Below are 21,824 nucleotides of genomic sequence, written 5' to 3' on the forward strand. Positions count from 1 at the left end.
TCCTACAGGGGATTTGGTTTGGCTTAAGGGGCTTTATGCGTTTTTTGGTTTGTCTGGTGGCGGTGGTGCTGCTCATTGGTTGCGAACAACAGGACGCCGCGCCGCTCGATCAGCAACTCTACGTCTGGCAACGGCAATGGACGCCGGCTCATGACGCCGCGTTAAAGGACAGTCGTGCGGACTTTTCTACCCTGAGGGTGCTGGCCTTGCAGGCGTTCCCGCAGGCGGGCTGGAGCCGCGCGCGTATTGATCCTGCGCTGCTCAAACAGGATGGTCGGCCGTTGATTGCGGTGATCCGTCTTGATGGCCAGCTCCATTCGCTGGATCAGGACGAAATCACCTCGCAGATTCAGCAAGTGCTCAGCGATTGGCAGGGCCAGGGACTGATGCTTTCCGGTGTGGAAATCGACCACGATGCGGGCAACGCTCGGCTACCGGCCTATCGGACATTTCTCACGCATCTGCGCACGGTTCTTCCCGCCTCGATGCCGTTGAGCATCACCGCATTACCTTCCTGGCTCGACAGCCCCGAACTGCCGGCACTGTTATCCACAGTCGATAGCAGTGTGTTGCAGGTGCACGCGGTGAGCGATCCGCGTCGTGGCTTGTTTGACCCGGATCAGGCCCAAAAATGGGCCAAGGCCTGGAGCCGTATTACTTCGAAACCATTTTATCTGGCGCTGCCAGCCTACGGCGTGGCCTTATTGCCGGGGGGCAGTGGCGTACCGATCGTGGAAAGCGAAGTGTCGATCGAACAGGGTGGAAAGCGTCGTGAGCTGATGGCCGATCCGCAGCAATTGAGCCGCCTCGGCATCGAGCTGCGCAACAATCCACCGGCGCATCTGGCCGGCCTGATCTGGTTTCGCCTGCCGCTGGCCAACGATCGCAGGGCCTGGAGCCTGACGACCTTGCGCGCCGTGGCTCGCGGCGATGCCCTCGACATTCGCCTGGCGCTTAACGTCTCGGTGCAGGATGGCCTCGCTGACATCAGCCTGAGTAATCAAGGCAATCTCGACAGCGCCTGGCCCGAGCGTCTGACGCTGGCGGTGCAAGGCTGTGATGGCGCCGATGCCTTGGCCGGTTATGCGTTGCAACAGCGCCCGGATCTGCTTACCTTCACCCGCCTGCGCGACGGCCGTATACCGGCCGGCGGGCAGCGGGCCATCGGTTGGGCACGCTGCGCACATATTGATCAAGGAGCTTCGAATGTTCACCCGTAACTGGCCCCGCCATTTGCTCTGCCTGAGCCTCAGCTTGCCGCTGGGTTCGGCGCTGGCCTGTGGGCCGGATTTCCCCATGCGTCTGCTGGACAACCGTGGCCAGTCGCTGGCGGAACTGCCGGAAGGCAACTTCAACTTCGAGATCAACCGCCTCGGGCACGCCATCGCCGGGCTGAAGAACGTCACGGATGCGACAAATAGTCCAAACCAGGGCTACGGCGATGAGCCCGATTATGCCAATCAGCGGGACCAGGCCGAGCAGGCCGGTTTGACGGCTGAGCAGCAAGCGTTGGTGAAACAACTTCGCGGCCTGACCGATGCCCGTCAGGTCGAAGAGCAGGGCGCGAGCCTGACCGCCGAGATCAAACTCTATTTGGCCGGTGCCGTGGCATTTACTGCCGGTGATCATGGGTTGGCGGCCGAGTATTTCCAGAAAGTGCTGGCGTTGCCGGCTGATCAACGCGCATTGCGCAGCACCTGGGCGGCTTACTCCTTGGGTCGAGCGCTGTTTGCCATGAGTTCAGAAGCAGACGCAGGCCCCGAACTGCTGGCTCAGTCGCGAAAGGCTTTCGAGCAGACCCGTCAGCTGAGCATCGAAGGCTTCAGCGACCCGCTGGAACTGGGCGTCGCCAGCCTCGGCGAAGAAGCTCGCGTTGCACGCACGGCCGGCGACTGGAACAGCGCCATCAAACTCTACGTCACGCAAAATCTCCACGGTTCGGCGGTGGGTTACACCTCGCTGAAACTGTTGATGGCTGATCTGGCGGCAATGCCCGACGATCAGCTGGCCACACTGCTCAAGGGCACAGCGGTGCAGCAACTGGTGACGGCGTCCTTGATCAGCCGCTTGGGTTGGTCATTTGGTGATCAACCGCCGAATGAGCTGAAACTGATCAAACTGTTGCAAACCAGCACGCGCGGTAGCCTCGACAACGCGGATCGTCTGGCGGCGATGAATTATCAACAGGGCGATTACGCCAGCGCCAAGGCCTTCCTCGAGCACGCTGGCGATGGTGGATTGGCATGGTGGCTGCGGGCGAAACTGGCCATGCGTGATGGCGATAAAAGCGCCGCTGCTGCCGCGTATGCCAAAGCGGCCCAGGCCTTCCCGCAGAATGAATCCTGGGGCGACCGACGGACCCCGGACTTCGATTACGAAACGCTTCAACCCAAGTGCCGGGTCGAGGGCGAAAGCGCAATCCTGGCGCTGCAACGCGGGGATTACCTGCAAGCGTTTGATCAGCTCTATCGCAGCCAGGGCATCTACTGGTTCGATGCGGCGACGGTCGCCGAGCGGGTGCTGACCCTCGATGAACTCAAGCATTACGTCGACACCCAAGTGCCGGCACCGCCACCGCTGACCCAGCAGGAGCGCGATAACTATGTGCCGCTGCCGGTGGCGGCGAGCCTGCGCAACTTGCTTGGGCGTCGATTGCTGCGTGAAGAGCGATACGACGAAGCGCCGGCGTATTTCGATAACGCCGACTTGCAGGCCAGGGCCAAGTGGTACGGGCAAATGCGTCAGGAAGCCGAGTCCAAATGGTGGCCGACTACCCGCGCGTCCGCTTACTACCAGGCCGCCCTCACAGCCCGCTATGACGGGATGCAATTGTTGGGTTACGAGATGTCTCCGGACTACGCCACCCTCGGTGGCAATTACAGTCTGGAGGCGCCGCCGCTCAAAGTCGGACCGCTGATGTCCGAGGGTGAAGTGCAGCGCCAGCAAGCCACGGTGGCGAAACCGGATGAGCGTTTCCATTACCGTTTTGTCGCCACGGCCCTGGCGAGCAAGGCCGCTGATCATGTGCCTCACAGCAGTCAGGCGTTTGCTTCGGTGCTGTGCAAGGCTTCGTCCTGGGGGAGCAGCTTGCAGGAGCAAAGTGCGTTTTACCGTCGATACGTCGAGGAAGGTCCCTATGTGGTTTGGGCTGGCGATTTTGGTCATCAATGCCAGGAGCCGGACTTCCGCAATGCCGACAAGCGCTATGTGACCCAGGTCACCGACGCCGCACGCTCAACGCTGCGGCCCTACAAAAAGCCATTGCAGATCGGCGCTGTGGTAGCGGTGACGGCAGCGGCGCTGTTGCTGATCAATCGTCGTCGGCGCAAGACGCAGTAAAGCTCAGGCCTGTTGCACAAAGGTCAGGCGCACCGCGAAACCGATCAACAGGCTGCCGAACAACCATTGCTGCAGGCGTTGGGCCGAAGGACTGCGTTGCAGCCAACGGCCTAGCGCGGCGCCCGCCAATGCGTAAGCGCTGTCGAACAACAAACCGACGCCGACCAGCACCACGCCCAGGGTCGCAAATTGCGCAAGCACCGGCCCGGCGTGCGGATCGATGAACTGCGGCAACAGCACCGAGCAGAACAACAACGCCTTGGGGTTGAGCAGGTTGGTCAACAAGCCGCGCTGGATCGCTTCGCGCCACCGCGCTTTCTCGGTGGTTGGATTGCCGCCGTTCAGGTTCGGCAGCAGGGTCGTGCGCAGGCACTGAATGCCGATCCACAGCAGGTACGCGGCCCCGGCCAGGCGCACCACGTCGAAGGTCCAGGGCGCGGCCTTGAACAGTGCCGCCAACCCCAGCGCCGCCAGCGCCACGTGACACCCACGAGCAATGCCCAAGCCCACGGCCGTCGCCAACGCTGCACCTTTGCCCTGACGAGCGCCGGTCTGCAACAGCAGGATCATGTCCGGGCCGGGCAACAGGTAAACCACCGCGAGCGCCATGAAAAACAGCCAGAGTCCTGCCACGTTGCACCCCATTCGTTGTCGATTCGGTAGGGCCAGTCTAGGGCGTTAGGGCAGGGCAGGTGGTTGCGTAGTTTGCTTCTAAATCGTTGTAAATTGGCATAACCTGCCACTCAATGACGTTTGAACTATCGGGATCTGCCAAGCCATGAAACTGGACGCCTACGACCGCAAGATTCTCACCGCCCTGCAGCGCGACGGTCGCCTGAGCAACGTGCAACTGGCTGACGAGATTGGCCTGTCGGCTTCTCCATGTTTGCGCCGGGTACGGATGCTTGAAGAAGCCGGGGTGATTCGCGGCTATCAGGCCAATCTGGATCGCGACGAAGTGGGGCTTGGGTTGACGGTGTTTGTCGGGGTGAAGGTAGAACGCCATAACGACGAGCAAGCGGAGTCCTTTCGCCTGGCTGTGACGGCGTTGCCGGAGGTGGTTTCGGCGTTTCTGGTGTCGGGGGAATCGGATTTTTTGCTGCAAGTGGTGGTGCCGGATTTGCGTGCTTACGACCGTTTTCTTACCGGACGATTGTTGAAGTTGCCAGGCGTGAGCGACATCCGCAGCAACTTTGCGATTCACACGGTGAAGACGCCGGGGGCGTTGCCTTTAGAACATTTGCCGCTTTAGACCGGGTTGACCCTTTCGCGAGCAAGCCCGCTCCCACATTTGACCGAGTTGTTCAGACAGGCGCGATCAATTGTGGGAGCGGGCTTGCTCGCGAAAGCGGCAGGCCAGCCACCGCCAATACCCAGACCTACATCTGCGTCGCCATCCCCTCCACATTCATCGCCGCCTGACGCAACGCCTCGGAGCGGGTCGGATGTGGATGACACGTCAAGGCAATGTCCTCAGCGGAAGCGCTGAATTCCATGGCCACGCAATACTCGCCGATCATCTCACTGACGCTCGGGCCCACCAGGTGCACGCCGAGAATTTCATCGGTGCGTTCATCCGCCAGCACTTTGGCAAAGCCTTCAGTCTCGTGGTTGATCTTCGCCCGACTGTTCGCGGTGAACGGAAACTTCCCGACCTTGTAGGCTCGACCTTCCGCCTTCAACTGTTCTTCGGTCCTGCCGACGCTGGCCAGCTCGGGTTTGGTGTAGATGACGTTGGGAATCAGGTCGTAATTGACCTCGCCGGCCTTGCCGACAATCTGTTCGACGCACGCCATGGCTTCATCTTCAGCCTTGTGCGCGAGCATCGGCCCGGACGTGACATCGCCAATCACCCAGATCCCGGCAGCCTCGGTGCGATGGCCCTTGTTGGCGAGCATGCCGCGTTTGTCCGTGGCGAGGCCGACGTTCTCCAGACCAAGGCCTTGGGTATAAGGCCGGCGACCGATAGCGACCAACACGTAATCGGCTTCAATCAGCTCGGCGGTGCCACCGGCGGCGGGTTCAACGCTGAGCTGAACGCCTGTCGCGGAGGTGCTGGCGCTGGTGACTTTTGAACTCAATTTGAAACTGATGCCCTGTTTGCCAAGAGAACGTTGCAGGGTTTTGCCCGCCTCGGCATCCACGCCGGGGCAGATCCGGTCGAGGAACTCGACCACCGTCACCTGCGCGCCCAGTCGCCGCCAGACCGAACCCAGCTCCAGGCCGATCACCCCGGCGCCGATGACCACCAAGTGTTTCGGCACTTCAGCCAGCGACAGCGCGCCCGTCGAATCGAGGATGCGTTTGTTGTCGATATCAACGCCCGGCAGGGGAGTGGGTTCGGAGCCGGTGGCGATGATGATGTCCTTGGCGCTCAGTTCAGTTTTGCCGCCCTGGCTGTCGGTCACCGTGACTTTGCCGGGCCCGTCGATGTGGCCCCAGCCCTTGATCCAGTCGACTTTGTTTTTCCGAAACAGAAACTCGATGCCCTTGGTCAGCCCGCTAACGCTTTCATCCTTCTGCTTCATCATCTGGGCAAGGTTGAGGGTGGGTTTGACTTCGATCCCCAGGTTGGCGAATTCCGCACCCATGGCGGCGTCGTAGAGTTCGGAGGCGTGCAACAACGCTTTTGACGGCATGCACCCAACGTTCAGGCAGGTGCCACCGAGGGTGGCGCGACCTTCTACACACGCCGCTTTCAGGCCTAATTGGCCAGCGCGTATGGCCGCGTTATAGCCGCCAGGGCCTCCGCCCAGAATCACGACGTCATAGGTGCTCATGCTTGTAGTACTCCTGGATTGAACAAGGATCGGATGGGTAAACGTAGTCCGCGTTTAAAATTACGAACGTAATATGTGCGTTCGGAAGCATTTCGGTCAAGGCTTCAGGCAAGCGACAGGTTGAGCGTCTTTAGATAGAGCATTTAAGAACGGAAATTTCACGGCTTTCGTTATATCGTAACGATTCGCGCGATGAGCAACGATAAAACACTGGGGTGGTATGCAAGTCGATCTCGATGTCGATGGGACGCAAGTAGCGGGGCTGCCGCGTTTTCAGCAGGCGGTCTTTCAAGGGCGACGATTACGCCAGTTCGCAATCGGCCTGGGCGTTCTCGCTGCGACCGGTTGGGTGCTGGCGTTTTTTGTCGGGCTGTTTGCGCCGCAGTCGCTGTGGCCTGTGTTGCTGGTCAATCAGGGCGCCGGTTTGCTGGTGCTGGTGGCCGGCCTGCAATCTGCCTGGTGGATCACCCAGTGGCGCGCACGGGCGATGAGCCCTGTGGCGCAGGAGATTGTGGCGCAGGGAGTGGTTGCTCCGGTGGGCTGGTATGAACGGCTGCTGGATCGGATTAGCCAGCGATGGCTGCGAATGCTGGTGCAAATCGGCGCACCGACCCTTTGGCTGGGTGGCTGGTCGTTGTTGACGTTGTTCAGCGTCGAGCAGGTCTGGAACCTCGCACTGCCGCCCACTGCGCTGGGATTATCCGCCAGTGCCGGCGCGGCGCTGTCGTTGTTGCTGGCTTTCGGTTTGCTGGTGCTGGAGCGTCAACTGGCCCAGGAAAATGTCGCCCAATGGCCTGAAGCAGGAGCGCTGGCGCAGCTGACGCGGGTGGCGATCATTTGTTTGGTGCTGAGCGCCTTGTGCCTGTTGTTCGGCAACGAAACCTCGGTATGGCCCGTGCGTCTGGCGGTACTGATCGGCTTGTTGCCGGGGCTGGTCGCCGTCGAGTTGCTGCTGCGCGCCGTGCTGTCGCTGTTCAGTCCACAGCGTGAGCCACTTGAACCGGCGCTGCTGGCGCGAAGTGTTGTCGCCGACATGCTGCGCTGGCCGCCGCAACCTTTGTTGGCGTTGCAACACGAACTGCACAACCGCTTCGGCATCGACCTGCGGCAGATCTGGGCCTTCACTTACATGCGTCGGGCATTGGTGCCGGTGCTCGCGGTGGTGGCGATCGTGGGTTGGTCGCTCACCGGCATTCACGAAATACCGCTGCAAGGGCGTGGCATCTATGAGCGTTTCGGCAAACCGGTAGAAGTGTTCGGTCCCGGTTTGCATGCAGGTTTACCGTGGCCGTTGGGCCGAGTGCTGAGCGTCGAAAACGGTGTGGTTCACGAGTTGGCCACCAGTGTCGGCGAAACACCGGCACCGTCCGTGGCCGACCCTGCTGAAGGCCCGGCGCCGACCATTGCCAATCGCTTGTGGGACGCCAGTCATGTGAACGACAAATCCCAGGTCATCGCCAGCAGCCGTGGCGACAAGCAGAGCTTCCAGATCGTCAACATGGACGTGCGTTTCGTCTACCGCATCGGCCTGAGCGATCAAGCGGCGTTGGCCGCGACGTACAACAGCGCCGACGTGCCGACCCTGATTCGCAGCACCGCCAGCCGGATTCTGGTGCATGACTTTGCTTCGCGAACCCTCGACGGTTTGCTCGGCGAGGACAGGGTAGGGCTGGCTGAAGAGATCGGTCGGGCCGTGCAAGTGGACTTGCAGAAACTCGACAGCGGCGTGGAGATTCTCGCCACCGTAGTCGAGGCGATTCATCCACCGGCCGGTGCCGCCAATGCTTATCACGGTGTGCAGGCGGCGCAAATTGGTGCTCAGGCATTGATTTCCCGTGAGCGTGGAGCGGCCGCGGAAGCGACCAATCAGGCGCAATTGCAGGCCAGGGTTGCTCGCGATCAAGCGACGGCCAGTGCGCGTGAAATCAACGCCACTGCGCAAGCGGCTGACCTGCGATTCAACGCTGAACAAAAAGCCTACGCCAGTGCCGGCCAGGCCTTTGTGCTTGAACAGTATTTCAGCCAACTGGCCCAGGGCCTGGCCAACGCCAAGTTGCTGGTGCTCGATCATCGTCTGGGCGGCAGCAGCAACGCGCCGACCATCGACCTCCGTACGTTCACCCTGCCGGCTGACCCTGCGCCGTCAGGTAAGACCGCTCAGCCAGGAGCTGCCAATTGAGCCAGTCGCACACTCACGATCACGACGACCACGCTGGCCATGATCACGGCCATGGCGGGCATCACCACGGACACCACCATCACCATCACGGTGATCCTCAAGAAGCGGGCCCGTTCCCGTGGCGACGCATCGGTTGGGCGGCGTTGCTGGTCGCGTTTGCCATCGCCGCCGCGAGCCTGGTGCAAGTGCGTTCAGGGGAAGCCACGGTGATCACGCGTTTCGGCAATCCATCGCGGGTGCTCCTGGAGCCGGGGCTGGGCTGGCGCTGGCCGGCACCGTTCGAGGCCGCGATCCCGGTGGATTTGCGACTGCGCACCACGTCCAGCGGTTTGCAGGATGTGGGCACGCGAGACGGTTTACGCATCATCGTTCAGGCGTATGTGGCGTGGCAGGTACAGGGCGACCCGGACAACGTGCAGCGCTTCATGCGCGCCGTGCAGAATCAGCCGGACGAAGCGGCGCGGCAGATTCGCACGTTCGTTGGCTCGGCGCTGGAAACCACCGCCAGCAGTTTTGACCTGGCCAACCTGGTGAACACCGATGCCAATCAGGTGCACATCGCCGATTTCGAGGCGCAGCTGCGTCAGCAAATCGATCAGCAGTTGCTGACCACTTACGGTGTGCGAGTGCTGCAAGTGGGTATCGAGCGATTGACCCTGCCGTCGGTAACCCTCACCGCGACGGTAGATCGCATGCGCGCCGAGCGTGAAACAATTGCCACGGAGCGCACGGCCATCGGTAAGCGTGAAGCCGCGCAAATCCGTTCCGCTGCCGAGCGCGATGCGCGCATCGTGCAAGCTGACGCGACGGTAAAAGCGGCTGACATCGAAGCGCAGTCTCGCGTTGAAGCGGCACAGATTTACGGCCGCGGGTACGCGGGTTCTCCGCAGCTCTACAACTTGCTGCGTTCCCTGGACACCTTGGGCACGATCGTCACGCCCGGCACGAAACTGATTTTGCGTACCGATGCCGCACCGTTTCGGGTGTTGATTGATGGTCCGCCGGCGCTCGAAAACAAGTCCGGGTCGCAGCCATGAGTTTGGTTCCACGTGGAACAAATGAGTTAAGCAGCCCATGGATTCAGGCGGGGCGATTGGCGTTTCTCGCGCTTTACGCGATCACGGTCTTGGCTGCGTTGGCGTGGGCGTTTTCCAATGTGCGTCAAATCGATCCGCAGAATCGTGCGGTGGTTTTGCACTTTGGCGCGTTGGATCGTATTCAGAACGCCGGGTTGCTGTTGGCTTGGCCGCGTCCTTTTGAACAGGTGGTTTTGTTGCCCGCGGCGGATCGAGTGATCGAGCGTCGAGTGGAAAATCTGCTGCGCACGGACGTCGCATTGCAGGCTGATCGAGTGGCGAGTTTTGCCACGCCGATCAGCGACGCACTCGCGGGTTCCGGGTATCTGTTGACCGGTGACGCGGGCGTGGTGCAACTCGATGTGCGGGTTTTCTACAAGGTGACCGAACCCTATGCCTTCGTTCTTCAAGGCGAGCACGTGTTACCGGCGCTGGATCGGTTGGTCACCCGCAGCGCCGTCGCGCTGACTGCGGCGCGTGACCTGGACACCATTCTGGTCGCACGACCGGAGCTGATCGGCGCCGATAACAAGGCCGCCGAAAGACGCGAACGCTTGCGCGGCGACCTGGTGCAAGGCATCAACCAACGCCTGGCCGAACTGACGTCGACCGGGCAGGGGCTCGGGATCGAAGTGGCGCGCGTGGACGTGCAATCGAGTTTGCCCGGCCCGGCGGTCAATGCTTTTAACGCCGTGCTGACGGCCAGCCAGCAAGCCGACAAAGCCGTGGCCAACGCTCGCACCGAAGCCGAGAAACTCACTCAGGCCGCCAACGAGCAAGCCGACCGCGCGTTGCAAGTGGCCCACGCTCAAGCGAGCGAGCGCTTGGCCAAAGCCTCGGCGGACACGGCCACAGTGTTGAGTCTGGCCAAGGCGCAACAGCAGGGCACCGATCCGCAAATGCTGCTGCGCATCTACCGTGAACGGATGCCGAAGATTCTCGGTCAGGCCGGCTCGGTGACCACGGTCAACCCGAAAGACGATTCCCGCCTGATCATTCAGGGAGCTGCACAATGACCGCCCAAACTGCCGCTGCACCGAGCCTGTTGTCCTCGGCTGAACAACGTAGCGCCGCACGCCAGTTGACCCTGGCCATGCTTGCACTTGGCCTTCTGGCGCTCGGCCTGATCTGGCGCTGGTTGTCGCCGGAGCAGACCGGTGTCAGCCAATTGCTGCTCGGCTTTGCGTCTTTGCTGGTGGCCGTGCCGGTGATGCGTTCGGCCTGGTACAGCCTGCGTTATCCCAGCTTGCACGGGATCACCGATCAACTGATCGCCCTGGCCATGCTCGGAGCTTGGGCGACGGGCGATCTGCTGACGGCGGCGTTACTGCCGATCATCATGATCTTCGGCCACGTGCTGGAAGAGCGCAGCGTCATCGGTTCCCAGGAAGCGATTCATGCGCTGGGCAAACTGACTCGCAGCCACGCGCGCAAGGTTCAGGCGGACGGCGCCATCGTCGAAGTCGACAACGGCACGCTCAAGGCCGGCGACCTGGTTGAAGTGCGCGCCGGTGATCGAGTGCCGGCGGATGGGCGGGTTTTGTCTGGCCAAGCCAGCCTGGACACCGCTTCGATTACCGGCGAATCCGTGCCGATGGAGGCGGGCGTCGGCATGTCCGTGTTCGGCGGTGCGATTAACCTCGACGGACTATTGCGCATTGAAGTGACTCGCACCGGCCATGAGTCGACCTTGGGTAAAGTCATTGCCCTGATGCAGAGCGCTGAGCGTTCCAAGCCACCGATTACGCGCTTATTGGAACGCTACGCTGGCAGCTACATGGTGCTGGTCCTGTTGCTGGCCGCGGTGACCTGGTTTGTCACCAATGATGCGCAGGCGATGCTCGCGGTGTTGGTGGCGGCCTGTCCTTGTGCGTTGGTGTTGTCGGCGCCGGCCACGGCAATTGCCGGCGTAGCCGTGGCGGCGCGTCACGGGATTTTGATTCGCAGCTCGGCGTTTCTTGAAGAGTTGGCGGACCTGACTTCGCTGGTAGTCGACAAGACCGGAACCCTGACCTTCGGTACGTTGCGCCTGCAGTCCATCGACAGTCCTCTAGAGGATCGCAGTCACGTCCTCAAACTGGCCGCCAGTCTCGGCTCTGCCAGCAGTCACCCGGTCAGCCGCGCACTCGCCGGGTTGGTCACGCAGGAACACTTCCTGCTGCTTTCGGACATTCACGAGCGCCAGGGTTTGGGCGTGGTGGCGATGACCGAGCAAGGTGAAGCAGCGCTTGGTCGACCGGAGCTCTTCGCGCAATTGGGCATCGCCACTTCCACTATTCCCGAGCACGATGGCCCGATAGCCGGGCTGGCACTCAACGGTGAATTTCTTGCGTGGCTGTTGCTGGCTGACAGCGTCAAACCGGAAGCGCGCTTTGCCCTGAGCGAGTTGCGTGAACTTGGATTAGGGCGACAGTTGTTGCTCACCGGAGATCGGCAAAGCGTCGCTCACACATTGGCACGTGATGTCGGGATCAGCGACGTTGAAGCGCAAGCGTTGCCCGAGGACAAACTCAATCGCGTGTTGAAAGAAATCGGTAATGGTTTCAGGCCTATGGTGGTAGGCGACGGTATTAACGATTCGCTGGCGCTCAAAGCGGGTGTGGTCGGCGTTGCCATGGGCGCGGGCGGGGCGGACATCGCGTTGGCCTCGGCGGATATCGTGCTGATCGGCAGCGATCTGCGACGGCTCGGCACGTGTGTGCGCTTGAGTCGTCAGTGCCGGCATACGTTGCAGGTCAATGTGATTATCGGTCTGGGCTGGACGCTGGCAATCGTCGCGTTCGCGGCCTTCGGCTGGCTCGGTGCGGCAGGGGCAATGATCGCTGCATTGCTCCATAACTTCAGCACATTGCTGGTGTTGGGCAACGCCGGACGCCTGCTGCGTTTTCAGGAGCCGCTACTCAAACTCAAGGACGACGTTGAGTCATCCAGTCGAGTGCTCTAAATCGCGTGATCGGGGGCGAATCAACTTTTTAGAACTGAATGCCGAATTTGTAGTCATCTAGGGTGAGGACCATCACTTTATGGACTCACGACGGCTGGTTGGAGCGCCGCGGGTTATAGAAATCGGCTATTAAATCGATAGCCAGCTATATTTCTAAAGATGGTCTACCCTCACATCAGACGTCTGAAACAAGGGGGACTATCCATGCTCGCGCAACTTCCACCGGCCTTACAGAATCTGCAATTACCGCTTCGCTTGCGACTCTGGGACGGCCATGAATTCAATCTGGGGCCGACGCCCAGCGTCACGATTGTGGTCAAGGACCCACAAATGGTCACCCAGTTCACTCATCCAAGCCTGGACGCGCTAGGGGCAGCGTTTGTCGAAGGCAAACTGGAGCTCGAAGGTTCCATCAGCGATGTGATCCGCGTGTGCGATGAATGGAGTCAGGCGTTATTGGACGAGGACGAAGGCAGTCAGCCGGTCCGCACCGTCCATGACAAGGAAACCGACGCGAAGGCGATTTCCTACCACTACGATCTTTCCAATGCGTTTTATCAACTGTGGCTCGACAGCGACATGGCGTATTCCTGCGCCTATTTCGAGACCGGCAGCGAAACACTGGAGCAAGCCCAACAAGCCAAATTCCGCCACCTGTGCCGCAAATTGCGTCTACAACCTGGCGAGTATCTGTTGGATGTCGGTTGCGGTTGGGGCGGACTGGCACGCTACGCCGCTCGTGAGTTCGGCGCGAAAGTGTTCGGGATAACCCTGAGTAAAGAACAACTCGCCTTGGCCCGTGAGCGAGTGACCGAGGAGGGCCTCGACGATCTGGTTGAACTGCAACTGCTCGACTACCGCGATCTGCCGCAGGACGGGCGCTTCGATAAGGTGGTGAGCGTCGGCATGTTCGAACACGTCGGCCATGCCAATCTGGCCGAGTACTGCAAAACCCTGTACGGCGCGGTGAAAGAGGGCGGCCTGGTGATGAACCACGGGATCACCGCCAAGCACACCGATGGCCGGCCAGTGGGACGGGGTGCCGGTGACTTTATCGAGAAGTACGTATTCCCCAATGGCGAGCTGCCGCACCTGTCGATGATCTCCGCCGAGATCAGCGAAGCTGGCCTGGAGATCGTCGATGTCGAGAGCCTGCGCCTGCACTACGCGCGCACCCTCGACCATTGGAGCGAACGCCTGGAGGACAATCTGGAAGCCGCCTCCCGGCAGGTACCGGAGCAGGCGTTGCGGATCTGGCGGCTGTATCTGGCGGGATGCGCTTATGCGTTCGCCAAGGGCTGGATCAACCTGCACCAGATCCTCGCGGTGAAAGCCCATCCCGATGGCAGCCATGAACTGCCATGGACCCGCGACGACATCTACAACCCTTAAAGAATCGGTGAAATAAGCCGGGCGATCCGCATGCCGACCTGTTGCAGGCGGTGGGTCTCCCGGCTTTCTTCTTTGGCAATTTCGTGGGCCTGGGCAAAGTCATCGTTGAGCATCTGTTCCACTTCGCCGGCAAACGCGCTGTCGACGGTCAGCAACATCACCTCAAAATTAAGCCGGAACGAACGGTTGTCCAGATTGGCGCTGCCAATGGCGCTGATTTCGCTGTCGATCAACACCACTTTCTGATGCAGAAACCCGGGCTCGTAGCGGAACACGCGCACGCCGGCGCGTACTGCTTCGAAGGCGTACAGGCTGGATGCCGCGTAGACAATGCGATGATCGGGCCGTGAAGGCAGCAGCAATCGCACATCCACCCCGCGCAGTACCGCCAGCCGCAACGCCGCAAATACCGCTTCGTCGGGGATGAAATAAGGGCTGGTGATCCACACCCGTTCTGTCGCCGCATGGATAGCTTCAACAAAGAATAACGAACAGGTTTCGTAGGAATCCGCCGGGCCGCTCGCCAGTAATTGGCAGAGCACGCCGTCGTCCGGGTACACGTCCGGCAAGATCAACGGGGGCAGTGAACGTGCAGCCCAGAACCAGTCTTCGGCAAACGATTCCTGCATGCAGGCCACCACCGGTCCGCGGACTTGCACATGGGTATCGCGCCACGGTGCCAGCGGAGGTTTTTCGCCCATGTATTCGTCGCCAACGTTGTGCCCGCCAACGAAACCCAACACACCGTCCACCACCACAATCTTGCGGTGGTTGCGGAAGTTCACCTGAAAGCGGTTAAGCCAGCCGCTGCGCGTCGCAAAGGCTTTGACCTGTACGCCGGCATCGCGCAACGGTTGCACGTAACTGTGGGGCAGCGAGTGGCTGCCGATGCGGTCGTACAGCAAGTAAACCGCCACCCCTTCGGCAGCTTTCTTCAGCAGTAAGGTTTGCAGGCGTTGGCCAAGGCGGTCGTCGTGAATGATGAAGAACTGGATCAGCACGGCTTCTTTCGCGTTGCTGATGGCTTCGAAAATCGCCTCGAAGGTGGCTTGGCCGTTAATCAGCAAATGCACTTCGTTGTTCGCCAGACACGGCATGCGTCCGAGTTTCGGCATGGCCCTCAAGGAGGCATAAGCGTTGGAGGCGCGGGCAGTCAGCGCCTCTTCTACCCACGGGCGCCAGTTCAGTTCGGAGATGGCCTTGCGCATTTCTTCGTTGGCTGTGCGTCGGGCCTTGATGTAACCATCGAAGGTGCTGCGGCCGAACACCAGATAGGGGATGAGCGTGAGGTAGGGAATGAACAACAACGACAGGGCCCAGGCGATCGAGCCCTGAGCGGTCCGAACGGTCAACACGGCATGAATGGCGGCAATCATGCCTAACAAGTGCAGCAGTGCGATCAGATAACCGAAAACATGCGGTCCAAAATAATCCATGGGGCAGCCTTGCTCCTGAAGATTCAATGCTTAACAGACCATGTTCCGTGCAAAATGTCGCTATTTAATTGGCCCATGAACCGAAGCCCGTGGCTGACGTCTAACGGCCACTACTGATCAGGAGTTACTCGATGAACGTTCGTCTGCTGGGTTTGGCCGTGGCTTTTGGTTTGGCACTTCCTGTGGCCGCTCAGGCACAGATGCTGCAGCCTGGTTTGTGGGAATTGACCTCAAGCAACATGAAGGTCGATGACCAGGACATGCCGGATCTGCAATTGATCCTCGGCCAGCTAAAGAACCAGATGACGCCTGAACAGCGCGCACAGCTGGAGAAGCAGGGCATCACTATGGGTGGCAAGGGGATTCGTGCGTGCCTGACGCCAGAGCAGGTGAAGTCCGACAACATCCCGCTGACCGACCCGCAATCCGGCTGCAAACAGGAAATCACCGAGCGCACCGGCAACCAGTGGAAATTCCGTTTCAGCTGTCCGAAAGCGCAAGGTGCGGGCGTCGCCACCTTCCTCAGCGATCGTGAGTTCACCACCAAGGTCAACGGCACCTTCAACGCCACCGGCATCCAGCAGAAGGGTAGCCTCGACACTCGCGCGGTGTGGTTGGGACAGGATTGCGGCACCGTTAAACCAAGAGCCTAAAAGCATTCGCGAGCAAGCCCGCTCCCACATTTGATAGTCGGTGAACACAGATCATGTGTACGACAGAGATTTAATGTGGGAGCGGGCTTGCTCGCGAAGGCGTCCGCACAAACACCTCTATTCCAATCCCGACTCAGTCGAATTCAAAACTCGTTCTGCAGCGCTTTGTACCCTCGCACCAAATCGACATTAGTGCGCGCAACGTCCTCTGAAAACTCCGAAGCGCTGACGCTCACCGGCGGGAACTGTGACAAGTCAGTATTGGGACCTATGCGCGTGGTGGAAGGCACGTAGAAGTCGTCCGGCAGATCCCGGCCATCAACCACCGAGTTGTGCCGCACCACACAGCCATCACCGATCACGCAGTTGAACAGTACGCTGTTGAAGCCAATGAACACCCGGTTACCGACCGTGCATGGACCATGCACGATCGAGCGGTGGGCGATCGAACTGAACTCACCGACAGTCACTGCCGCGCCGGACTTGGAGTGGATCACCACGCCGTCCTGGATGTTTGAATTGGCGCCGATCGTGATCGCTTCCATCTCACCCGAGTCGTCCACTTCATCGGCGCGAATCACCGCGTAGGGACCAACGAACACGTTTTCGCCGATCACCACCTTGCCGCAAATGATCGCGGTCTTGTCCACGTAGGCTGACTCCGCAATCACTGGCAGATCACCTGAAGGATTCTTGCGGATCATAGCTTGCTCAACGCGTTGTAAAGGGTGTTGAGGTTGTACTCGAACAACCCGATAAAGGTGCTGGCCGGACCGCGGGTTGCAAGCGCGTCGGAGTACAACGTACCGCCAATGTGCGCGCCGCTTTCGTCGGCAATCTGCTTGAGCAAACGGGCGTCCTTGATGTTTTCCATGAACACCGCTTTGACCTTGGCCTGACGAATCTGGGTGATCAGCGCAGCGACTTCAGCCGCCGAAGGTTCGCGTTCGATGGACAGACCCTGGGGGGCCATGAAGTCGATGCCGTAGGCCTGGCCCAGATAGCCGAAGGCGTCATGGGACGTCACGATATTGCGATTACCCGGTGGCAGCGAACCGAGCTTGGCCTTGGCTTCGGCGAGCAGGGCATAGATCTGTTTCAGGTAGGCCTGGCTGTTGCGTTCGTAGTCCGCTTTGTTCGCCGGGTCGACGGCGATCAACGCCTTGGTGATGTTGCCGATGTACAGCTCGGCGTTGGCCAGATTGTGCCAGGCATGCGGGTCGGGAACGGTTTCTCCGTCCTCATCAAGGGCGCGTGGAATGACGCCACGACTTGCGCTGATCACCGGTGCTTTGGTCTCGGTGCTGGTCACCAATCGATCCAGCCATGGCTCAAAACCCAGCCCGTTCTTGATGATGAGCCTGGCCTTGAGCAAGGCTTTGGCATCATCCGGGGTGGGTTCATAGGTGTGGGCATCGGCGTCCGGGCCGACCATGTTGGTAATCTGGATGTGGTCGCCGCCGACCTGATGCGTCATGTCGGCGAGGATGCTGAAGCTGGTGACCACCTGCAGTTTTTCGGCGGCAGACAGCGACATCGACAGCATCAAACTGAACAGCACGAGTAAAGCGCGCATCGGGTAAGACCTCATGGGGATGTGAGCAAAGGCGGGCGGCGCAGCAAACCGTGGACCGGCCCGAACACCACGGACAGCACATACAAACCGCCAGCCACCAGCACGATGGCGGGGCCGCTGGGCAGCGAGTAGTAGAACGACAGCAGCAACCCGAACCACACCGAGAGGCAGCCGAGCGCGGCGGCGATGGCCATCAACACCGGCAAACGACGACTCCAGAAGCGTGAGGCGGCCGCCGGCAACATCATCAAGCCGACCACCATCAATGCGCCGATGGCCTGGAAACCGATCACCAGGTTCAGGACCACCAAGGTCAGGAATACACCGTGCGCCAACGGGCCGAGACGGCTGACCGTTTGCAGGAAGAGCGGGTCGAGGGTGTCCAGCAACAGCGGCCTGTAGATGAGTGCCATGGCGATCAGGCTGAACCCCGAGACCCAGAGCATGCCCGTCAGCGTCGGACCGTCGACGGCCAACGCCGAGCCAAACAGCAGATGAAGCAGGTCAAGACGTTTGCCGGCGATGCCCAGGATCAGCACGCCACTGGCGAGGGAAATCGGGTAGATCGCGGCGAGGCTCGCGTCTTCTCGCAGGCCGGTTCGACGGGTGATCCATGCAGCAAGTCCGGCCATGCTGAGGCCGGCACCCAGACCGCCGAGGGTCAGCGCAGGCAGGCTCAACCCGGCGAACCAGAAACCCAGCGCGGCGCCGGGCAAGATGCCGTGAGCCACGGCATCGCCGATCAGGCTCATGCGGCGCAGGATCAGAAACACGCCCAGTGGGGCTGTGCTGCACGCCAGGACCAATCCGCCAAGCAGCGCTCGGCGCATGAAAACGAACTCGTGGAACGGTTGCCAAAGTTGCGCGGCGGCGATCATCAGGCCACCTGCGTTTGCGGTTGTTGATGGATCAGATCGACGCTCGCCCCGAGGGTGCAGCCGCTGCTTTTGATCAGCAGGGTTTTTGGCATGTGTTGGCGAACGGCAGCCAGGTCATGACATACGACCACCAGGGTCCGGCCTTCGGCATGCCAGGCGTGGATATGTTTCCACAACAGTGCCTGACCGAGTTCGTCGAGGGCGGCGTGGGGTTCGTCGAGCAGCAGCAACGGTGCATCAGCAAGGCTCAAACGGGCGAGCAGGGCGCGTTGCAATTCACCGCCGGAGAGCGCCATCAGTGGAAGCTGTTCCAAGTCTCTCAGACACCAGTCTTCCAGGGCTGCATTGAGGCGTTGGCGGCGCACCTCTGTCGATTGCTTGCTACCCCAGAAACCAGCGGCTACCAACTCCTGGAGGCTGATGGGGAATTGGCGGTCGAGGTGTTGCTGCTGGGGCAAGAACGAGAGACCGCCCTTGCGTGGAACATCCAATATGACGCTTCCCGACAATGGCTTCTGCAGGCCGGCGATGACTTTCAACAGGCTGCTTTTACCGGAGCCGTTGGCGCCGATGACAGCCGTCAGGCTTCCTTCAGGGAGATCGAAATCCACGGCAGGTGTCAGCGGTTGGCCCGGCGCACCCCAGCGTAATGCCTGGCAACGGATCATACGGACTCCCAATTCCAGCGACTTTCGGCGACGGCGTCATGAGCGTGGAGGCTCTCGGCGTGGATGACTTTCAGGTGAAAGGCGCTGATGCCAGGGGAGCGTTTCAGGGCGAAGTTCAAGCGTCGTGCGGCGTCTTCGCAGAACATCAGATTCTGTCCGTTGGCCAGTGCGAAGGCTTGCTCGTCCGCGCGTTTTACCGCGGTTTGAACGGCGGTGCCGAGCGCTGCTTCGGCGTCGTTGATGATCGCGATAAGGGGCAGGTCATCCAAATAGTCGTCCAAACGGAGACTTAATTTCGCAGTGCTGCGTTGGCTATGCGGCGTCGCGATGATGCCTTTTGGCGATCCGAGCCAAGCCAAAACATCGGCGTGTTGCAGCGGCTGGTTGGCGAAGTCATCAATGAATTGCTGCTGAATCAGCTGCCGCGAGAGTGCGGCTGAGCACGGGCACGTTGAGGAATAAGCGATGTCGATTTTTAGTTCCACGTGGAACATTGCGTTTTTCAGACGTGCTTCGATGCTCACTGGATAGGTCTTCCAGCCAGCCAACGGACTGATCAGCGCAGGTCTTTTAAGCAGTAAATCAGTGTGAATTTTTAAGTAGGCACTGTGGGAGAGGCCGTCATGGGACTCGAGGAAATTTTGCAAAACGCGCCGCAACAGGGCGGGTGTCAGGTTTTCCTGTTCAAGCATCTCCAGCGCCAGATAGAGCCGCGACATATGAATGCCGCGCGCTTCTCCATCATCGAGGCTAACGCCCGCATCGGCCTTGGCACTCAGTCGTTGGCCATCGAATAAAACAGGAAGTGCAATGCCGCACATGCCCACCCACTCCAGTGGCAGGGCTTGGCGTGAGGCCTGCGCGGCGATATCCGGCAGAGTCAGCGCATTCATGAGCAGGTCCATCGTGGGAATTGATTTTACATGTTATGTTATTACATTAAAATCAACCATGCCTTTTTCATGAACGGACTTTCATCAAGCCCGGCTCTCTGATCGGGCATTCCTGTGAGGAACACCTGATGCCCAATCGTCTCCCCGTGACCGTCCTGTCGGGATTTCTCGGCGCCGGTAAAAGCACGCTGCTCAACTATGTGCTGCGCAACCGCGACAACCTGCGAGTCGCGGTAATCGTCAACGATATGAGCGAAATCAACATCGATGGCAGCGAGGTCCAGCGGGATGTCAGCTTGAATCGTGCCGAAGAAAAACTCGTGGAAATGAGCAACGGCTGTATCTGCTGCACCTTGCGCGAAGACTTGCTGGAAGAGGTCAGCAAGCTCGCCAGGGACGGTCGTTTTGATTACTTGCTGATCGAATCCACCGGCATTTCCGAACCGCTGCCAGTAGCGGAAACCTTCACCTTCCGCGACGAAGACGGGCAGAGCCTGGCGGACATGGCCCGGCTCGACACCATGGTCACTGTCGTCGACGGCATGAACTTCCTGCTCGACTACCAGGCCGCTGACAGTCTGGCCTCCCGAGGTGAAACATTGGGCGAGGAGGACGAACGCTCGATCACTGACCTGCTGATCGAGCAAGTCGAATTCGCCGACGTGATCCTGATCAGCAAGATCGACTTGATCAGCAGCAGCGAGCGCCAGGAGCTGATTGCAATCCTCGAACGGCTTAATGCCCAGGCGGAAATCATCCCGATGGTCATGGGTGAAATCCCTCTGGAAAAGATCCTCAACACCGGCCGTTTCGACTTCGACAAAGCCGCTCAGGCACCGGGATGGTTGCAGGAACTACGGGGCGAGCATGTAGCGGAAAGCGAAGCGTACGGCATCGCCTCCACCGCTTACCGAGCACGTCGCCCGTTTCACCCGCAGCGCTTTTTCAGCTTTATCGACCGCCCGTGGGTGAACGGCAAACTGCTGCGTTCCAAAGGGTTCTTCTGGCTGGCGAGCAAGCCCATGGACGCCGGTAGCTGGTCCCAGGCCGGCGGCCTGATGCGCCACGGTTTCGCCGGACGCTGGTGGCGTTTCGTGCCGAAAACACAGTGGCCACAGGACGAGGAAAGCACCACCGGGATCATGGAAAACTGGACCGCCACGACCGGTGATTGCCGTCAGGAATTGGTGTTCATTGGGCAAAATATCGACTTCGCCCAACTTATCGCCGAACTCGACGATTGCCTGCTGAGCGATGATGAAATGGCGTTGGGTGCCGAGCGCTGGCGACTGCTGCCGGACCCGTTCGGCCCTTGGCATGAAGAGGCCGCCTGATGCTCATATTGAACCCTGTGAGAACAGGCTTGCCCGCGAAGGCGTCCTTTCGAACAAGACATCAACACCATGGCTCAACCCCCGAGGCGCGCTGGCCAAAATCCTTGAGGACGACGTAAACCTGGCCGTCTGGAACCGCCAACTCCCGGTACACATCGCTGATTTTGGCAGCCTGCTGCTGTCCCTTAACGAACCATTGGCCGAAGGGCTGTCGCTGGACATGCAAAGCGATGAAGCCGAACCCAATCTCCAAGGCTTGGCCTCAGGCTTCAGCGATCTGGAAGGCTACGAAGGCTTCATCGCCGACGTTTCCTGGCTAGTCAGCGCCTTCGCCTGCCTGCTGGGCGCCAAACGCATAGGCCTGCGCCTGCGGGCTCTGGACAAGGCCATGTGCCCGCGCTTCCACGTCGATCACGTGCCGGTGCGCTTGATCACCACGTACGCCGGAATCGGCAGCCAGTGGCTGAAGGAGGGAGCGATGGAGCGTCAGCAACTGGGCAAACCAGATGCCGAACCCCGGGACGATTCGCTGATCCAGCAGATCGCCAGCGGCGACGTAGCGCTGCTCAAGGGTGAGAAATGGTATGGCAACGAAGGGTTCGGCCTGATCCATCGCTCACCGCATCTCGCTCCGTGTGAGCGTCGTTTAATCCTGACCCTCGACTGGGTCAGCTAG

General features: G+C 60.3%; 19 protein-coding genes and 1 pseudogene. 11 read left to right on the plus strand and 9 right to left on the minus strand.

The window, feature by feature from the left end:
• Positions 1-35 precede the first annotated feature (35 nt).
• Positions 36-1,220, plus strand: a complete 1,185-nt coding sequence (locus tag ACIPL2_RS27055) for a DUF3142 domain-containing protein (RefSeq protein WP_401361556.1) — start codon at positions 36-38, stop codon at positions 1,218-1,220.
• Positions 1,207-3,339, plus strand: coding sequence for a hypothetical protein (locus ACIPL2_RS27060; RefSeq protein WP_401361558.1), 2,133 nt, complete (start codon positions 1,207-1,209; stop codon positions 3,337-3,339). The genes ACIPL2_RS27055 and ACIPL2_RS27060 overlap by 14 nt, the downstream gene beginning before the upstream one ends.
• Positions 3,340-3,342: 3 nt before the next feature.
• Here ACIPL2_RS27060 and ACIPL2_RS27065 read toward each other — a convergent pair whose 3' ends face one another.
• A complete protein-coding gene (locus ACIPL2_RS27065) occupies positions 3,343-3,972 on the minus strand; it encodes a LysE family translocator (protein ID WP_401361560.1) in 630 nt (209 codons plus the stop codon).
• Positions 3,973-4,117: 145 nt separating this feature from the next.
• Here ACIPL2_RS27065 and ACIPL2_RS27070 point away from each other — a divergent pair, with 145 nt between their 5' ends.
• The gene (locus tag ACIPL2_RS27070) at positions 4,118-4,591 is read left to right on the plus strand and encodes an Lrp/AsnC family transcriptional regulator (RefSeq protein WP_401361562.1); all 474 of its coding nucleotides are present in this window, start codon (positions 4,118-4,120) and stop codon (positions 4,589-4,591) included.
• 127 nt (positions 4,592-4,718) lie between these two features.
• Here the strand turns inward: ACIPL2_RS27070 and lpdA are convergent, their stop codons facing one another.
• Positions 4,719-6,119, minus strand: a complete 1,401-nt coding sequence (lpdA, locus tag ACIPL2_RS27075) for a dihydrolipoyl dehydrogenase (protein ID WP_401361564.1) — start codon at positions 6,117-6,119, stop codon at positions 4,719-4,721.
• Positions 6,120-6,339: 220 nt separating this feature from the next.
• On the opposite strand from lpdA, the gene hflK (ACIPL2_RS27080) reads away from it, so the two are divergent.
• The 5 genes from hflK (ACIPL2_RS27080) to cfaB all read left to right on the plus strand — a co-directional run bounded on the left by hflK (ACIPL2_RS27080) (position 6,340) and on the right by cfaB (position 13,710).
• Positions 6,340-8,298 carry a protease modulator HflK gene (hflK, locus tag ACIPL2_RS27080; protein ID WP_401361566.1) on the plus strand — a complete coding sequence of 653 codons (1,959 nt, stop codon included), beginning with the start codon at positions 6,340-6,342 and terminating at the stop codon, positions 8,296-8,298.
• Complete coding sequence (gene hflC / locus ACIPL2_RS27085; protein ID WP_401361568.1) at positions 8,295-9,335, plus strand: protease modulator HflC; 1,041 nt, start codon at positions 8,295-8,297, stop codon at positions 9,333-9,335. Before hflK (ACIPL2_RS27080) ends, hflC begins: the two co-directional genes overlap by 4 nt.
• A complete protein-coding gene (gene hflK / locus ACIPL2_RS27090) occupies positions 9,332-10,390 on the plus strand; it encodes a protease modulator HflK (protein WP_401361570.1) in 1,059 nt (352 codons plus the stop codon). The genes hflC and hflK (ACIPL2_RS27090) overlap by 4 nt, the downstream gene beginning before the upstream one ends.
• The gene (locus ACIPL2_RS27095; RefSeq protein WP_401361572.1) at positions 10,387-12,318 is read left to right on the plus strand and encodes a heavy metal translocating P-type ATPase; all 1,932 of its coding nucleotides are present in this window, start codon (positions 10,387-10,389) and stop codon (positions 12,316-12,318) included. Before hflK (ACIPL2_RS27090) ends, ACIPL2_RS27095 begins: the two co-directional genes overlap by 4 nt.
• 204 nt (positions 12,319-12,522) lie before the next feature.
• Positions 12,523-13,710: a C17 cyclopropane fatty acid synthase CfaB gene (cfaB, locus tag ACIPL2_RS27100; protein WP_401361574.1), complete on the plus strand. Its 1,188-nt coding sequence runs from the start codon at positions 12,523-12,525 to the stop codon at positions 13,708-13,710.
• On the opposite strand, the gene cls is transcribed toward cfaB, so the two are convergent.
• Together cls and ACIPL2_RS27110 are read right to left on the minus strand one after the other, a co-directional pair.
• Positions 13,707-15,146: a cardiolipin synthase gene (gene cls / locus ACIPL2_RS27105; protein WP_401361576.1), complete on the minus strand. Its 1,440-nt coding sequence runs from the start codon at positions 15,144-15,146 to the stop codon at positions 13,707-13,709. The two genes, cfaB and cls, sit on opposite strands and share 4 nt — an antisense overlap.
• A 23-nt stretch (positions 15,147-15,169) precedes the next feature.
• Positions 15,170-15,250: pseudogene (locus ACIPL2_RS27110) on the minus strand (CRISPR-associated DxTHG motif protein); the annotation flags it as partial.
• A 27-nt stretch (positions 15,251-15,277) separates the two neighbouring features.
• Here ACIPL2_RS27110 and ACIPL2_RS27115 point away from each other — a divergent pair.
• Complete coding sequence (locus ACIPL2_RS27115) at positions 15,278-15,799, plus strand: DUF3617 domain-containing protein (RefSeq protein ID WP_401361578.1); 522 nt, start codon at positions 15,278-15,280, stop codon at positions 15,797-15,799.
• Positions 15,800-15,942: 143 nt separating this feature from the next.
• Here ACIPL2_RS27115 and ACIPL2_RS27120 read toward each other — a convergent pair whose 3' ends face one another.
• Genes ACIPL2_RS27120 through folE2 form a run of 5 tightly spaced genes read right to left on the minus strand, consistent with a single transcriptional unit; the run spans position 15,943 to position 19,814 of the window.
• Positions 15,943-16,503 (minus strand): DapH/DapD/GlmU-related protein, encoded by a 561-nt coding sequence (locus ACIPL2_RS27120; protein WP_401361580.1) that lies wholly within the window; start codon positions 16,501-16,503, stop codon positions 15,943-15,945.
• On the minus strand, positions 16,500-17,375 hold the full coding sequence (locus tag ACIPL2_RS27125) for a metal ABC transporter substrate-binding protein (protein WP_401361582.1): 876 nt from the start codon (positions 17,373-17,375) through the stop codon (positions 16,500-16,502). The genes ACIPL2_RS27120 and ACIPL2_RS27125 overlap by 4 nt, the downstream gene beginning before the upstream one ends.
• An 11-nt stretch (positions 17,376-17,386) precedes the next feature.
• Entirely contained in the window at positions 17,387-18,253 is an 867-nt protein-coding gene (locus ACIPL2_RS27130) for a metal ABC transporter permease (RefSeq protein WP_401361584.1), read from the minus strand.
• Positions 18,253-18,921 (minus strand): metal ABC transporter ATP-binding protein, encoded by a 669-nt coding sequence (locus tag ACIPL2_RS27135; protein ID WP_401361586.1) that lies wholly within the window; start codon positions 18,919-18,921, stop codon positions 18,253-18,255. Before ACIPL2_RS27135 ends, ACIPL2_RS27130 begins: the two co-directional genes overlap by 1 nt.
• A complete protein-coding gene (folE2, locus tag ACIPL2_RS27140; RefSeq protein WP_401361588.1) occupies positions 18,918-19,814 on the minus strand; it encodes a GTP cyclohydrolase FolE2 in 897 nt (298 codons plus the stop codon). Before folE2 ends, ACIPL2_RS27135 begins: the two co-directional genes overlap by 4 nt.
• Positions 19,815-19,942: 128 nt before the next feature.
• Between folE2 and zigA the strand changes: the two genes are divergently transcribed.
• Complete coding sequence (gene zigA, locus ACIPL2_RS27145; RefSeq protein ID WP_401361590.1) at positions 19,943-21,148, plus strand: zinc metallochaperone GTPase ZigA; 1,206 nt, start codon at positions 19,943-19,945, stop codon at positions 21,146-21,148.
• Positions 21,132-21,824, plus strand: coding sequence for a DUF1826 domain-containing protein (locus ACIPL2_RS27150; RefSeq protein WP_401361592.1), 693 nt, complete (start codon positions 21,132-21,134; stop codon positions 21,822-21,824). Before zigA ends, ACIPL2_RS27150 begins: the two co-directional genes overlap by 17 nt.

The sequence above is a fragment of the Pseudomonas sp. NPDC086251 genome, assembly GCF_044746405.1.
Classification (GTDB): domain Bacteria; phylum Pseudomonadota; class Gammaproteobacteria; order Pseudomonadales; family Pseudomonadaceae; genus Aquipseudomonas.

Coding starts and splice junctions, on each gene's coding strand:
- ACIPL2_RS27055 (WP_401361556.1), top strand. CDS start 36: ATGCGTTTTTTGGTTTGTCTGGTGGCGGTGGTGCTGCTCATTGGTTGC.
- ACIPL2_RS27060 (WP_401361558.1), top strand. CDS start 1,207: ATGTTCACCCGTAACTGGCCCCGCCATTTGCTCTGCCTGAGCCTCAGC.
- ACIPL2_RS27070 (WP_401361562.1), top strand. CDS start 4,118: ATGAAACTGGACGCCTACGACCGCAAGATTCTCACCGCCCTGCAGCGC.
- lpdA (WP_401361564.1), bottom strand. CDS start 6,119: ATGAGCACCTATGACGTCGTGATTCTGGGCGGAGGCCCTGGCGGCTAT.
- hflK (WP_401361566.1), top strand. CDS start 6,340: ATGCAAGTCGATCTCGATGTCGATGGGACGCAAGTAGCGGGGCTGCCG.
- hflK (WP_401361570.1), top strand. CDS start 9,332: ATGAGTTTGGTTCCACGTGGAACAAATGAGTTAAGCAGCCCATGGATT.
- ACIPL2_RS27095 (WP_401361572.1), top strand. CDS start 10,387: ATGACCGCCCAAACTGCCGCTGCACCGAGCCTGTTGTCCTCGGCTGAA.
- cfaB (WP_401361574.1), top strand. CDS start 12,523: ATGCTCGCGCAACTTCCACCGGCCTTACAGAATCTGCAATTACCGCTT.
- cls (WP_401361576.1), bottom strand. CDS start 15,146: ATGGATTATTTTGGACCGCATGTTTTCGGTTATCTGATCGCACTGCTG.
- ACIPL2_RS27115 (WP_401361578.1), top strand. CDS start 15,278: ATGAACGTTCGTCTGCTGGGTTTGGCCGTGGCTTTTGGTTTGGCACTT.
- ACIPL2_RS27120 (WP_401361580.1), bottom strand. CDS start 16,503: ATGATCCGCAAGAATCCTTCAGGTGATCTGCCAGTGATTGCGGAGTCA.
- ACIPL2_RS27125 (WP_401361582.1), bottom strand. CDS start 17,375: ATGCGCGCTTTACTCGTGCTGTTCAGTTTGATGCTGTCGATGTCGCTG.
- ACIPL2_RS27130 (WP_401361584.1), bottom strand. CDS start 18,253: ATGATCGCCGCCGCGCAACTTTGGCAACCGTTCCACGAGTTCGTTTTC.
- ACIPL2_RS27135 (WP_401361586.1), bottom strand. CDS start 18,921: ATGATCCGTTGCCAGGCATTACGCTGGGGTGCGCCGGGCCAACCGCTG.
- folE2 (WP_401361588.1), bottom strand. CDS start 19,814: ATGAATGCGCTGACTCTGCCGGATATCGCCGCGCAGGCCTCACGCCAA.
- zigA (WP_401361590.1), top strand. CDS start 19,943: ATGCCCAATCGTCTCCCCGTGACCGTCCTGTCGGGATTTCTCGGCGCC.
- ACIPL2_RS27150 (WP_401361592.1), top strand. CDS start 21,132: ATGAAGAGGCCGCCTGATGCTCATATTGAACCCTGTGAGAACAGGCTT.